The organism is Acinetobacter sp. GW821-FHT01E09 (assembly GCF_059422385.1).
The window spans coordinates 3,679,012-3,693,426 of record NZ_JBWKWU010000001.1; the positions used below are offsets into that span (position 1 = coordinate 3,679,012).

Here is a 14,415-nt window from a genome sequence, read left to right on the forward strand (position 1 = left end):
AAACGCTGAACTAAGCAACTTTGGCAGCAGCTTGTTGTTGCTTTTTTTGTGCATAGACCACAGCGGTATCACGTACCCATTTGCCACCCTCCCACGCTTTACGGCGTGCTTCGATACGTTCGTGATTACATGGGCCTTTACCTGCAAGAATGTCAAAAAATTCGTCCCAATTAATTTCACCAGACTGGTAATGTCCTGTTGCTTCATTAAAACGTAAGTCAGGATCTGGCACAGTCAAACCCAGCTGTAAAACTTGCGGTACCGTGTTATCCACAAATTTTTGACGGAGTGCATCATTACTAAAGAGTTTAATTTTCCATTGCATGCTTTGCGCGCTGTTTGGAGAATTGTCATCACTCGGACCAAACATCATTTGTGCAGGCCACCAAAAACGATTCACTGCATCTTGTGCTAATTGTTTTTGCTCAGGTGTCCCATTTGCCAACTGCATCATGGCTTCAAAGCCTTGGCGTTGATGGAAACTTTCTTCTTTACATACACGCACCATGGCACGTGCATAGGGACCATAAGAGGTACGACATAACGCAACTTGATTGACAATTGCCGCACCATCAACCAACCAGCCAATGGCAGCAACATCGGCCCAAGTTAAGGTTGGATAATTAAAAATTGATGAATACTTCATCTGTCCAGCAATGAGTTTATCCATCATGTCATCACGATCGGCACCCAAGGTTTCAGCCGCACTATATAAATACAATGCATGCCCTGCTTCATCTTGAACTTTAGCAAGTAAAACAGCTTTACGTTTTAAGCTTGGTGCACGCGTGATCCAATTGCCCTCAGGTAACATTCCCACAACTTCTGAATGTGCATGTTGTCCAATCTGACGAATTAAAGTTTTACGATATGCATCTGGCATCCAATCTTTAGGTTCAATCGAAATATCCTTTTCGAGAGATTGATCGAAATATTGTTGATGATTATTCATTGTGTCCTCACTTATCCCAAGTGTTATGCTATTTAAATTAAAACGATACAAATAAAAAATCAATACATATTTTTATGTATCATAATTATTTTAAAATTTACTTTTCTAAATAATTGTTTTAATTAAAATTATTTTTATTATATTTTTAAAATCACAATATTAAGCTAAAAAAATTTGACATTTTTAAATTTAAAAGACAAATTATGAGTCACTAAAAATAGAAAACCATCTAAAACGTATCACAAAAGGAGTTTGAGTAATGCTTGATTTAGATACGGCAATACCCCATACGGAACCCGATGAAATGACCACAAAATCAACCACGCAGCCTGCGATTAAAACATTAAGCTCTTTGGTTTATGGACAAGAATATATCGCTCAGCAAGACTTCCGTACTGTCTATCATGCGATAACTGGTGAAGCCATTTATCAAGTGAGTAGTCAAGGAATCAACACGCAAGCCATTGTTGATTATGCAAAACAAAAAGGTGCTGCACTTGCATCACTGACTTTTCATCAACGTGCCAATGCATTAAAACAAGTCGCTCAATATTTGCTGGAACGCAAAGAAAGCTATTATGAACTCGCCAAAGCAACAGGTTGTACCCGTAAAGATGCTTGGATTGATATCGAGGGTGGGATCGGAACTTTATTCGCCTATTCGAGTTTAGTTCGTCGTGAACTCAGCGATGAAACCGCCTTGGTTGAAGATGCTTGGATTCCGCTGTCTAAAAACGGCACCTTTGGTGCAAAGCATATTCTTAGCCCAAAGGCTGGTGTCGCTGTGCATATTGATGCTTTTAATTTTCCAATTTGGGGAATGTTAGAAAAAATTGCCCCTACATTATTGGCGGGTGTGCCATGTATCGTTAAACCGGCCACGGAAGGTGCAGAATTGGCCCACGCTGTTGTCAAAGACATTTTGGCTAGCGGCATCTTAGCAGAAGGTGCATTACAGCTTATCTGCGGTCAAATTTATGATTTATTTGAACATTTAAACCCTCAAGACACAGTAACGTTTACAGGTTCTGCGTCCACTGGGCAAAAATTACGCGCAACAGCGCATTTAAATCATTATTCAATTCCATTTACCATGGAAGCAGATTCTGTTAATAGTGCTATTTTGACTCAACAGGCATCTACGGAAACAACCGATCTATTTGTACGAGAAGTCTTTCGTGAAATGACCACAAAAGCCGGGCAAAAATGTACTGCAATCCGTCGTGCCTTTGTTCCCCTAGAGTTACTTGAAACAGTACAAACACGGTTAATCACAAAATTAAAAAATGTGGTCGTGGGTAATCCTGAACGTGAAAATGTCACTATGGGGGCATTAGCCAGTGTAAAACAAAAACATGATGTGGCTGAAAAAGTAGAGCAACTCAATCAAGAGGCTGAAATTGTATTTGGTAGCCACCTTCGTCAAGATTTCACCATTCAAGCTGAAAATCCTGAACAAGGCGCGTTTTATCCACCGACGGTTTTAGTCTGTAAAAATCCAAGCCAAGCCACGACCATTCATCAAATAGAAGCTTTTGGTCCAGTTGTTACTTTAATGCCTTATGCAAACCTTCAAGAGCTGGCTGATTTAGTTGCACGGGGTGAAGGTAGTTTAGTTGCTTCTGTGGTGCGCAATGCGGATGAAAATGTAGAGCAGATCATTGCCAAAATTGCACCTTGGCATGGTCGTGTACATATCTTAGATAGTGAAAATGCCAAAGAAAGTACAGGTCATGGTTCGCCTCTTCCTTACTTAGTTCATGGCGGTCCAGGTCGTGCTGGTGGTGGTGAGGAATTAGGTGGTTTACGTGCGGTAAAACATTATATGCAACGCACAGCGATCCAAGGTTCACCCAAAGCCATGACACAAATTGGTCATAGTTGGACTATTGGTTCAGAGATTTTTGAAGATCGAGTTCATCCCTTTAAAAAATCATTTGATGAATTACGTATCGGTGAACGCCTATTGACTGCTCGCCGTACTGTGACAGAAGCTGATATTGTCAATTTTGCTGGCTTAAGTGGAGATCACTTCTATGCACATATGGATAAAATTGCTGCGGCTGACTCAATATTTGGTGATCGTGTTGCGCATGGCTATTTTATCGTATCCGCTGCTGCGGGGTTATTTGTAGATGCGGCACCAGGTCCAGTGATTGCAAACTATGGGATGGACAATTTACGTTTTGTAGAGCCTGTTAAAATCGGAGATACCATTCAAGTCGAATTAACCTGTAAACAAAAAACTCCGAAGCCTTTACAAGACCCAAGCCAAAAAGCCCACGGCGTTGTTGTTTGGGACATTAAAGTAAAAAACCAGCGTCATGAATTAGTTGCCACTTACGATATTTTAACCTTAGTCAATCGCGACTAATTAAATGTCTGTTTAAAACTAATTTTTATTGAATCAGCTCCCCTAAATTTCCAAAGTTAGCCTCAGTCATTGTGTGGCAATCAAGCTAGGCTTTAGGGGAGTTTTTTAAACATATCCTAGAATAAATTATCTCAGAATAAATACTGAACAGATGCAATTTCAGTTAGCGATCTCGGCATTAATAAATCACATTGTTGGTCGTGATGATGTATTTGCCTAAATAAAGATAAAATTCATGGAATTAAACACGACCAAAATAACTTTAGATGAGGTGATTGCTCACACGGATACAACGTTGATTGATAACACGACAGCACACATTACAGCTGAACCGATTGGATGACTGAGTGAAGATATAACTTATAAGGGTTTATACAAAACCTGATTCAACTTCGTCTGCAAAATCATATTTACCCAAATCAGTTTATTTGGGTTTTCTTGTTGCAAAAGACTGAATAAAAGACATTAAAAAGATACCAAAAATCATAATTTAATTAATTTTAGTATCAAATTACAAATAAAAAACAAACCAATACTTCAACAAAACTCACAATTATTTGATTTAAAATATTTTAATATCATTATTTAAAATTAAAAACATTACCAATTTAAATTAAAAAGATACCATTTTTATTTTATTTAAAAAATAATGTATCCATTTAAAAAATATTCAAGCATAATTATTCGATTGATTCATGATGAGTCAATACGACAAGGATTTTGTTTCAATCAAAAAACCAAGAATAGATTGAAGCATAAGTGAAATACAAAAAGGAAAAGCTATGGAAAACTCTCAAGCAGAATTGCACGGCTCGACGCTTGCACTTCCTACTTCATCGGCATCACGTACTCGCAAAATTGCGATAGCAACGATTGTTGGGACCACAATAGAGTGGTATGACTATTTTATTTATGCCGCTGTTGCAGGCTTAGTTTTTAATCAACTGTTTTTTAAACCCGCAGGTCCAGCCTTTGCCACCCTGTTGGTTTTTGCATCTGTAGGGATCAGTTTTATTTTTCGGCCTTTTGGCGCATTTATCGCAGGTTATTTTGGCGATAAGTTTGGACGTAAAACCGTTCTAGCCGCTACGTTAATCATGATGGGTGGAACCACAACCCTAATTGGCTTATTACCCACTTACGACAGCGTGGGTATCATCGCGCCTATCATTTTAATTTTACTGCGTATTTTACAAGGAATTTCCGCAGGCGGTGAATGGGGCGGCGCTGTATTGATGGCCGTTGAACATGCACCAACCCACAAACGTGGATTATTTAGCTCATTCCCACAACTCGGTGTTCCACTTGGTTTATTACTGGCATCACTGGTTTTAGTGATCATGACTGGCTATGTTTCACCAGGAGAAGAGTTTTTAGCATGGGGTTGGAGAATTCCATTTATATGCAGTATTTTCCTCTTTGCTTTAGGCTACTGGATTCGCCGTTCTGTTGAAGAAAGCCCTATTTTTGAGGAATTAAAACAGAAAGGCACCACGCAGAAACCGATCCGTGAACTTTTTGGACAGTATAAAAAAGTCATTTTTAGCTCAGCATTATTGATAGCTGGTACAACTGCGCTGGGCTACATGACTGCTGGTGGCTTTATTCAAAGCTTTACCACCAATCCAAATGGTCTAAATTTAGAGCGTCCAATCATTTTGACCTTGATCAGTATTTCTGCCGTTATTTGGACCTTCTTTACTTGGTTATCTGCAGTGCTTTCAGATAAATTTGGACGTAAACCAGTTTATATTTTCGGTTCATTGATTCAAATCATTACCGCTCTGGTGCTTTTCCCACTGATCAGTACAGGTAACTATAGCTACATCATGTCTGGTCTAGCCTTATTATCAATGGGTATTGGAATCACCTATGGTGTGCAAGCTGTCTTTTATTCTGAACTCTTCCCTGCTTCTATTCGCTTTTCGGGTATATCCATCACTTATGCGATTGGCTCGATCATTGGCGGTGCATTCGCGCCATTAATTGCAGCAGCATTAATTGGCAAAGTAAACGGCATTTATTTAGTCAGTGCATATTTAACCGTGATGTCCGTGATTGCTTTTTTAGCGATTTGTATTTTTAAAGACCGTACAGGTATTGCTTTAGAACCTGATGCTGAAGAAACCCAGAAAAAATCACCTTTCATCTGGAAATAAACTTAAGTCAAGGATGCCTTATGTTATTCAATACACCATTTACAAAGATTTTTACTACGCTCATATTCATTAATACTTGTGCTTTTACACAACTAGCGTTAGCCAAAGATGAATGGAAATTAACTTTAAAAAATGCCTATATTGATCGCAATTTTGACCAAGAAAATGTCAAAGATTCGGGGAGTTGGTCACAAGGCGTATCATTATTTTATCACTCACAATTTTATGACACACCCATTGAAATTTTAAAACATCCTCTGCAAATTGGCGTTGATGGTTCAGTGCAATATGCGGTACGTCTAAGCAATGACAAACATGTCAATGATACCGTATTGCCTTTTGACCCAGTCAAACAAGAACAAGCAGCAGACTATTTAAAATATGGGGGTACACTTAAACTTAAATATGATCAGGCAGAATTGAGAGTCGGTGAGTTATGGCTCAATTTACCCATGACCGCAATCGACACAAGCCGTCAGCTTTTAACGACTTATCAAGGTGTGAACTTAAAATTTCCAATTCAGGAAAAACTGAAAGTCGAACTTGGTCATGTGTCGAAAAACTCTCCTCGCAATGAGGAAGATTTTTATAAATTTTCTTATACGCAGAAAGGTATAAAACATTATTCAGATGGATTGGATTACCTGAATTTATCTTATGATGTGAATAAAGATTTTAATATCAATTATTACTATGGGCATTTAGAAAATTTATATGATAAACACTATTTAGGTGTGGAGCATCGATACCCAATTGCTGACAATATCGCCCTGCATTCAAAATTACGATATTTTAATTCACAAGATAATAGCAGTGCTTTAGACATTGATAGCCAAAATGTAGGTTTATTGGAAACATTGAAACTGAACAATCACACTTTAGGTGTCGGTTATCAACGAATTATTGGGGACGCCTACCCTTTGCCTGATGGTTTTTTACCTGAGCTTTATTTTATTAACTGGAATGTCACCGGCTTTTTTAAAGAAAATGAAAAATCATGGCATTTTGTTTATGGTTATGACTTTAAAGATTACATCCTCGGTTTAAACAGCATTGCAAAATATGCGGTTGGGCGGGATATTAAAATGATTAATGGTGATAAAAATAAAGAGTCCGAACTTGATGTTCTGACCACCTATAATTTTCAGCAACCTGCACTAAAAGGACTGTCTTTACAGCACTTATTTACACGTTACCAGCAAGATTATGGAAGTGATTTTACAGAAAATCGTTTCTTTATCAATTATCAATACAAATTCTAATCATCTCGTCTCGAAATAGCGTCAATCCATGCCTGATGAATTTCATCAGGCATGGATGTGAGGAAAAAACGTTTATCTCAACTGACTGTCGCTTAATATATGGCCATATTGTCTGACTAGGCCTAATTGTTTAAAATCACTAAAACTCGTTTTTCATTTATGAAAATCGAAGAGTTTTACATTACAACAATATTTTAAATTACATTTCCACAAATATCTTTCGTACCTGTTGGATAAGTAAATTGGAATTGATTTTTATCAGTAATAAGTTCTACTGAATGGACCTTTCCAATATTAGGTGAGGTCGAATCTATTCCATAGTAAGCCATTCCATTTGTAAAAGCTAAGCTATTAATCTTACTTGGATTTGTTGAAACGTAACCCTTATTAACACCATTATAAATAACACCAACCTGCTTTGTATCTTGGTTTACATATATACCAATTTTTTGATATCCATCAGTTGTACTTGTCAAAGGCAGCTCAATCATACCTGTTGCACCATCAACAGTACTCCCCACGCCAATTGTGACTTTATTTGGAGTGGTACTACCGAGTAAATGATTTGCATATAGAGCTACTATTTGACCTTTTCCATTATCGTAATAAGCATCAGCATAATTAGGATACATAAATATCTGTTCATTATTAGGAAGCAAGGTTGTTGGCACTTTAATCTTGTATTCATAAGCGAAGATTCCACTCTGTGGAACAGCACTACCATTACTTTGACCTGAAATTGCATTACCATTTGCTGCAATATACATCTGTTGAGAGTTCTCTGGAGTGACAGCTGTTGTAAATGATGTCTTTTGTCCAACTATATTGGGGAATCTCTGAAATCCTGAGAAAACTGCAGATATTTGAACTTGTGTCGCATCAAAATTATAAGTACAAGCACTCCACCCACTCATACTCATCAATCCAGTTGCTAGTGCTATTGTTAATTTTTTCATTATCCATTCCTTGTTATTTTGAAAATAAAATATAGAACAGAAAATGAGTTATATGAAATAAATCCGATAAAAATTTACTAACTATTCAATAAAAAATAAAAGTTAGTTTTCTAATTTCCTAGTAGCTCAATCTTGTTATTTCCAATAAAAAATCTATCATTGAATAAACAAAATAAACGATCAAAAAATGAAAAAATTCCTACTTCTCACCCTCTTAATTAGTGGTGGAACTTGGGCTGAGTTACCAAAATCCAAATCATCATGTCAAATCCAAGCTCAACAATTAAAATTTGCTCGTTTAGTTGCTCTTAGTAGTCTTTGTGATAAAGATGAAAATTCAACTTACGGAAAAAGCTTAAGTGCTTTGTTTTTAAAAAATCAAAAGAAATGTAAGGTTTCCCGTGAACAGATTGACCCTACAGATGAACAGGTAATGAATGCTTATGATGAACTCATTGGTTTACCTATAGAACAGCAAAGAATACGATGCAGAACGGCAGATAAACAGATCAAAGCCCATTTCTAAAAACTTAAGACTTATTCGATAAAACTGTTCCAGCGTGCTAAACTCTGGAACGGCTTCGAGTAAAATATTGGTATTGAAAATAAGGCTTCAAGTCACCTGTATTATGGTAATTTTCCGAAAATCAGCATTCTTGTATACTCTTATCCCGACTATTGAAATTCATAATTGAATTTTTTTTACTTAGACAGAAGTAATTTATAAATTCATATTGTCTAAAGGATTTTCCTTTTTTTAACTCAATACGGATCTGAGTCTCTAAATAATTTGACATAAGCATATCTTTTGAAAAACAGAAAATATATTTACTATCTTTATTAGATAAATTTTCTAAACTTTGTGCATATATTTTGGTTGATAATTCACCATTGAAACTTCCACTTTCATTTTTAAATGATGTATCAAACATTGAAAATTCATTAGAATCATAAATTTCTTGGGGCTTTAATGAACAAATGTTCTTATCTTCTAATATTTCATATTGGAAATCAGCTACCCGTTTCTCTTTACAGCCAATTAACATTATTGATATTAAAAAAATACTTAATAAATTAATATTTTTCATGAGATTATAATTCAGTAAATTAAAAAAATTAAAGGAACTAGTGGTGTCAGAGTAGAATTAGAAGCCAGTGTATATCCTGTAGGATTACTTATAATCAGTTGCATTACCTGTCTTATATATTGTGAATTATCGGCTTTATGATTTCGCCAAGCTAAACTGAAATTAATCTGATTATATCCTTCAATTAATCCAAAATAATCAGCTAAAATATTAGCCTGTTGCTCAGGATTCAATTTTTTAAAATCTGTATCTTTATTTAATTCATAATCATATGGGGCATAGACAGAATCAGGTAAAGTCCACTCTAATGTTTCTAGCACAAGTCTTCTACCCATTCATTACATTGATATTAAAGCATAAGAAAGAAACAATACAAAACTTGATCACCCTAATTCAAAACTTACCCATTATCAAAATGATGCTTATACGAAATAGCAGGTATTTCTAGTGCTAAGCTAGAATCATCCATTAAACAAAAACCACCCGAAGGTGGTTTATTTATCCCCAAAAAACATTTCAGCTCGACTCCGTAAACGTCTTCCCAAGCTTTGTATTTCATATTTTAATCACAAAATAAAACGCTTATGGAAGATTAAGCCTACGGCAATCTTCATAAATAATTTTGCATTGGGCCTCTGGGAAACCATCATAACGACATGCCTCCAAAACTTTTTTCCGTCCTAAAGCTTTTCTACTTCCTGGGACTAACATTGGAACAACATCGCTTACTTCACCTGCCGTTGTTCGTGCTTTATACAATCTATTTGTTCCTTCAGCTTGCCCTATAGTCGCGCAATGATTGTCATCATAGGTAAACCATATTCTGCAATCAGTCCCACCTTTTTTTTCACAAGCTTGCAATGCTTTCTCTTCTAACTTTCCGCGAAAAATTTTTGCAGTAGCAACACCGATTACACCATTTGTACCCGAAGCGACATAACCTTCTGTACTTGGTGTCCGGTAGCTTGGAGCTGAATATCCCCCACTGCTTCCATAATTCGGAATAGGCGCACAGCCTTGTACACCTTGACCACCGACAGGATAATAGCCCGGAGGACAATTCCCCTCAGCATGCGCAACACCTGACATCGTTAAAGAAAATAGAGTAAGAGAAATTAACGATATAAAAAATTGTATGATCTGCGGTCTATTGTATTTAGCCAAAATTTTTCATCCATGCCGTAAATTATTTTGTGAAATATCTATCATTTATAAATTAACTTTTAGTCGTTCTAAATCTTAGAACAATTCATCACTAAACTCAAATTTTGAATTGGCATTACTTATTTTTATCCTGATGATCATGCTCATCACAACTTGATATTTATGAAATATTTTGAATTAAATCAATATATTAATCAACAACCCCAATATAATAAAGTTTATTCAAAACAGCGCTCAATACGAGGATCGCGCCTTCTAAAAAGATCATCAATGGACTATGAGTAGAGGAAAATTGACACTAAACTATTTTAGTGGGGATGGGCTTTTGACTATTAATAATTACGCGATATAATCGTGTGAAATATATACCAAATAATAAATTATGATGAATTAATATCTCGCTCTGCTCTGTACGTATAACATTGATTATTTTAGGAGTCTTTTCCATGCCTTTATTCAAATATAGTTGTGTCACCCTCATGGTGCTTAGTATCAGCGCTTGCGCCACCTTGGCCACCAAACCCAATGAAGTCGAAGTGGCTGCACAAAAACTAGTCGGGCAACCAGCCAGTAATGCATTTAAAATATTTGGCAAACCTGATCATGGTCTAGGTCCATCGTCGTATGGTAGTGGTGGCTTCTATGGGTGGAATCGAGTGCAGACTCATGTAACACCAGAAAAAGTTTTCGTGCAGACAGGTGTTGAGTATATTGGCCAAAAGACGACCATGGTTGGAATCGGTGGCGGCGGCGTGGTTGGCCAAATGCCAGTTGGTAGCGAACCAGTATATCGGAAGACTGGATATACAGAAAATCGGACTGTTATCGATTACTTTTGCAATATCACCCTGTACACCGATAAAACGAACATCATCACCGATGCCATAGTAATCGGTTGCGATAAAAAGAAGAAATAGAGTAGCTTAAACCTATAATTTCAAATGAGCTTATATCTGATTTAGGCTCAACTGGAAATTGTATCCCCATAGCAACAATCAACTTGGATACTTCTAACTCAGTTGCAATCTTCCGATAGCACATTCCTTGTGAGGAGCTGTCAGTGATTTAAGGAAAATTAATAATGTAAAATAATAACGATATTTCATTGAATCAAGTAATCAATGCACATAAATACAGTTCACATCATAGAGATGAATTGTTAGATAGCGAAAGCTGGGGTGTTTCCATTGTTTAATGAGTTTGATTATGATGAAATTATTGGTGATACATCAGGATATTCTGTACAACCAGAATTTTTACAAGCCATGCATAATTATTGGTTTAATTCAGTAAAGCCGTAAGCATCCAGTGAACCATCACTTTCTCTAAATTTTAAGTAGCCCCCTACTCTGAGGGCTATGCAAAATCAAGCAAAAAGCATCTTATGACCTGCCCCCAATAAGTTGGGTGGTTTGATTAAGCTGCCTATTGAAGAAATCATGATAACTGAGATTCACTATGTTCCATTTCTAAACTACCTATGTGATAGCTAAATTCTATAATATTCAAATTTTCATTTCTCACAAAATACGCCCAATAAAAACCACTTGGTTAAATGTTTTTGTAAAATTTAATCTAAATATCACACATTGGTTTTTTATCCATTCCACTTGGAATTTCCATTTTTCGCCTAACAATCAGCCCTATGAACCATATGAGTCTACGGAATACAAGTAAGCTAAAAATTAGAAATAAAAGAACTTTTATCCAATTTTTCCAATACAAATGAGAAGTATCTCTTTCAATAGAAGCATTTTCTGTTTTAGATAAAACAAAACTGTCCTCAACTTTCTTTTTATAGTTGTGAACTTCAGCACTGAAGTTTTCTGCCCCATATATCGTATTGTCACTATCAACCTTATAAGGAATCAACAATTGCTGATCTTCTCCAAACGCTATTGGTAATAAGCAAATATAGACTATATAAGGGGCACCTAGCTTTGTTGATCTGATAAAATTTACATATTCACCTTTTTCAGGACATAATTCTTCATTTTTTATTTTTATCGGCTTAGATAATGGATCTGAAATGGAGTAACTAACCATTAAGTATGGTTTATACGTTGTCGCATAATAAATTGCATAAATAATTGCAAGGCCAGCTACAACAAGTGAAATTCTACGCGCTAACTTAAATATATTCATAATTTTATTAAGCTTGATCTACTTTAAAGTTTATATAAGTTACTAATAATTAATTAAAAAACCAAACACTCCAAAGAAGGTTTAGTTTTTAATTAGATTCTACCCAACAAGATCCCAACTATTATTCACTTGTAGAGACTAAATAAAAAGTGGCACCAGCTTTCCAATTATTAATCTTTAAAAGCATAACTCATTAGAAAACCCGTTCAACACCAATCACACTTAAAGATATTCATCATCACTCCCCTACAGGGATTGAATATTTAAGTTGATTATTTTTCTGTTCTAAAGGCATCTGATTTTGCTTAATCATTTTCTGTTGATAATCGCGCTCTGAAATTACCCCTCTATTGCGTGCCTTTTGCAATGATTTTAACTGCTGTTCATTTTCATGTGCATTCAAAGCATAAGTATCGTTATTTTTCAGAAGATATTGAGATCTTTCAAATGGACTCATATTAGAAGTATTTGCCCGACTTTCATACATTTTTGCGACATTTACCTCACGTTGAGCGATACGATCTTGCTCTTGTTGCTTTGACAACTCAAAAAAATCAATATGTTCACTATTGTTATTCCCATATTGAGATTCTTCATTTTGTAAAAATACATAGGATTGAGGCTTTTTCGACCAATCTTCAGCGCTATAAACAGAACCAGCAATTACAGGACTGATCAGCAACATTAATATTTTTTTCATCAAGTATACTCAACTCAAAATAGTGAAAGTCATCGCTACGTATCATACCTTATTTGTAATGTGCGTGATTTTCAAATTGTACTTGTAATTATATTATTGCTTACATCTCTTCGTAATTTTAGCAAACATTCGAGACCAGGATTTTTTAGAAAATACTGAGTTAGTAAGATAGTTTGAAGCCATCATGCTTTCAAATGATCCTCAGCGGAAAAATTGAATTTCTCAAGAATAATAGTCAAAAAACAATTGTATAGAAGGTAAATTTTCTTCTAAGTATGTTGATATAAAATTTTGATTGGAAAAGTGCATAAACTTTCAAAGTTACATTCGACTTGTGATTGGCTAAAATAATTAACTTTGAACCTAAAAATACCAAGAGAAATAGGTTTCTATATTTAATATTATATTTTTCTATGACATATTTAGCCATAACACTTTTTTATTCAATTTTATTTACAGTTTATGAATTAAATTTATATTTTTCAAAATATTAATTTTCCTCATACTCATCCTAACTACTGTTATAATGACCATTGTAAGTCAAATCGTTATTTTTAAATTTTAATGAAAATGGGATTTTTGAAAAAAATAAAAAGTTAACAACTCATCAAACACTTCAAATTTAATTTTAAAAAGCATCGATTATATTTTGGACAAAGGTGTGCTATGCAAAAATTAAATTGATTTATGCTACGGAAAGCAAATTATGCAAGATGAAATTAGTGATTTAGATTTCTTTATAACATTAGCCTCATCAAAATCAATGACGCGTGCTTCCATTGAAATGGATATTCCCCTGCCAACAGTAAGTAGAAAGTTAGCAAAACTTGAATATTTTTATGGTAAGAGGCTTATTAACAGATCTGCTAGACAATTTGATTTAACAGAGGCTGGTAAATTATTATTAGATCGTAGTATTTACATATCATCTTTAATGAAACAAGTTCATGACGAAGTTTCTCAAAATGTGAATTCTTTTGCAGGTAAATTACGTATTGGTAGCTTAAATTATCTTGGTCGCAGTAAGTTAGGTGATTTAATAGCAAAATTCAGCGTACCGCATCCAAATCTAGAAATCGAACTCATTCTTTCTGACTCGAAAATGGATCTTGTCGAAAATGAACTCGATATCCTTTTTCAACTCGAACAACCCAATAATGTAATCTACAACTCAGAGGTTTTACTCGACACTAGACGTATATTCTGTGCTTCACCCAAATATTTTAATAAATTTGGCTATCCTACACATCCCTTAGACTTACTCAATCATCGCTGCATTTGCCTAATAAGAAATCGTCACATATATCAAGATTGGAAATACAGCATAAATGACGAAATATTTGAGATTCATGTACACCCTTATTTAAAAAGTAATAATGCTGAAGTTACACACCAATGGATGATTCAAGGATTTGGTATCGGATATCGTTTATATCACGAGGTGAAACAAGAATTAGAAGATAGTGTATTAATTGAGTGTTTTAAAGACAATCATTCATCTGAATTATCACTTTACATGGTGTATTCAAAATTAAAAAAGAGAGATGTTGTCAAAGATTTTATTAACTTTACCAAAGACAATATTAATTATTGAATTTCCTTGGAATGTTATAAG

Annotated in this window: 13 protein-coding genes; 6 read left to right on the forward strand and 7 right to left on the reverse strand. The window is 35.1% G+C overall.

Going from position 1 to position 14,415, the window contains the following annotated elements; translation table 11 throughout:
- Positions 1-10 precede the first annotated feature (10 nt).
- Positions 11-952: a 1,2-phenylacetyl-CoA epoxidase subunit PaaA gene (paaA, locus tag AC07U8_RS16690; protein WP_315076933.1), complete on the reverse strand. Its 942-nt coding sequence runs from the start codon at positions 950-952 to the stop codon at positions 11-13.
- 304 nt (positions 953-1,256) lie between these two features.
- Between paaA and paaZ the strand changes: the two genes are divergently transcribed.
- The 3 genes from paaZ to AC07U8_RS16705 all read left to right on the forward strand — a co-directional run bounded on the left by paaZ (position 1,257) and on the right by AC07U8_RS16705 (position 6,747).
- Positions 1,257-3,326, forward strand: coding sequence for a phenylacetic acid degradation bifunctional protein PaaZ (gene paaZ, locus AC07U8_RS16695; protein ID WP_494738612.1), 2,070 nt, complete (start codon positions 1,257-1,259; stop codon positions 3,324-3,326).
- A gap of 782 nt (positions 3,327-4,108) precedes the next feature.
- Positions 4,109-5,485: an MFS transporter gene (locus AC07U8_RS16700; protein WP_096734980.1), complete on the forward strand. Its 1,377-nt coding sequence runs from the start codon at positions 4,109-4,111 to the stop codon at positions 5,483-5,485.
- A gap of 20 nt (positions 5,486-5,505) precedes the next feature.
- On the forward strand, positions 5,506-6,747 hold the full coding sequence (locus AC07U8_RS16705) for an OprD family outer membrane porin (RefSeq protein WP_494738322.1): 1,242 nt from the start codon (positions 5,506-5,508) through the stop codon (positions 6,745-6,747).
- A gap of 194 nt (positions 6,748-6,941) precedes the next feature.
- On the opposite strand, the gene AC07U8_RS16710 is transcribed toward AC07U8_RS16705, so the two are convergent.
- A complete protein-coding gene (locus AC07U8_RS16710; RefSeq protein ID WP_419300972.1) occupies positions 6,942-7,703 on the reverse strand; it encodes a DUF4882 family protein in 762 nt (253 codons plus the stop codon).
- A 187-nt stretch (positions 7,704-7,890) separates the two neighbouring features.
- Between AC07U8_RS16710 and AC07U8_RS16715 the strand changes: the two genes are divergently transcribed.
- On the forward strand, positions 7,891-8,229 hold the full coding sequence (locus AC07U8_RS16715; protein WP_419300974.1) for a hypothetical protein: 339 nt from the start codon (positions 7,891-7,893) through the stop codon (positions 8,227-8,229).
- A gap of 121 nt (positions 8,230-8,350) precedes the next feature.
- Here AC07U8_RS16715 and AC07U8_RS16720 read toward each other — a convergent pair whose 3' ends face one another.
- The 3 genes from AC07U8_RS16720 to AC07U8_RS16730 all read right to left on the reverse strand — a co-directional run bounded on the left by AC07U8_RS16720 (position 8,351) and on the right by AC07U8_RS16730 (position 9,955).
- The gene (locus AC07U8_RS16720) at positions 8,351-8,791 is read right to left on the reverse strand and encodes a hypothetical protein (RefSeq protein ID WP_494738323.1); all 441 of its coding nucleotides are present in this window, start codon (positions 8,789-8,791) and stop codon (positions 8,351-8,353) included.
- An 11-nt stretch (positions 8,792-8,802) separates the two neighbouring features.
- Positions 8,803-9,111: a hypothetical protein gene (locus tag AC07U8_RS16725; RefSeq protein WP_419300978.1), complete on the reverse strand. Its 309-nt coding sequence runs from the start codon at positions 9,109-9,111 to the stop codon at positions 8,803-8,805.
- Between the two features lie 262 nt (positions 9,112-9,373).
- Entirely contained in the window at positions 9,374-9,955 is a 582-nt protein-coding gene (locus tag AC07U8_RS16730; RefSeq protein ID WP_303577542.1) for a DUF4189 domain-containing protein, read from the reverse strand.
- A gap of 446 nt (positions 9,956-10,401) precedes the next feature.
- On the opposite strand from AC07U8_RS16730, the gene AC07U8_RS16735 reads away from it, so the two are divergent.
- The gene (locus AC07U8_RS16735) at positions 10,402-10,872 is read left to right on the forward strand and encodes a hypothetical protein (protein WP_494738324.1); all 471 of its coding nucleotides are present in this window, start codon (positions 10,402-10,404) and stop codon (positions 10,870-10,872) included.
- 658 nt (positions 10,873-11,530) lie between these two features.
- Here the strand turns inward: AC07U8_RS16735 and AC07U8_RS16740 are convergent.
- Both AC07U8_RS16740 and AC07U8_RS16745 read right to left on the reverse strand, forming a co-directional pair.
- Complete coding sequence (locus AC07U8_RS16740) at positions 11,531-12,100, reverse strand: hypothetical protein (protein WP_105713441.1); 570 nt, start codon at positions 12,098-12,100, stop codon at positions 11,531-11,533.
- 238 nt (positions 12,101-12,338) lie between these two features.
- Complete coding sequence (locus tag AC07U8_RS16745; protein ID WP_494738325.1) at positions 12,339-12,800, reverse strand: hypothetical protein; 462 nt, start codon at positions 12,798-12,800, stop codon at positions 12,339-12,341.
- A gap of 706 nt (positions 12,801-13,506) precedes the next feature.
- Here AC07U8_RS16745 and AC07U8_RS16750 point away from each other — a divergent pair.
- A complete protein-coding gene (locus AC07U8_RS16750; RefSeq protein WP_494738326.1) occupies positions 13,507-14,394 on the forward strand; it encodes a LysR family transcriptional regulator in 888 nt (295 codons plus the stop codon).
- Positions 14,395-14,415 lie beyond the last annotated feature (21 nt).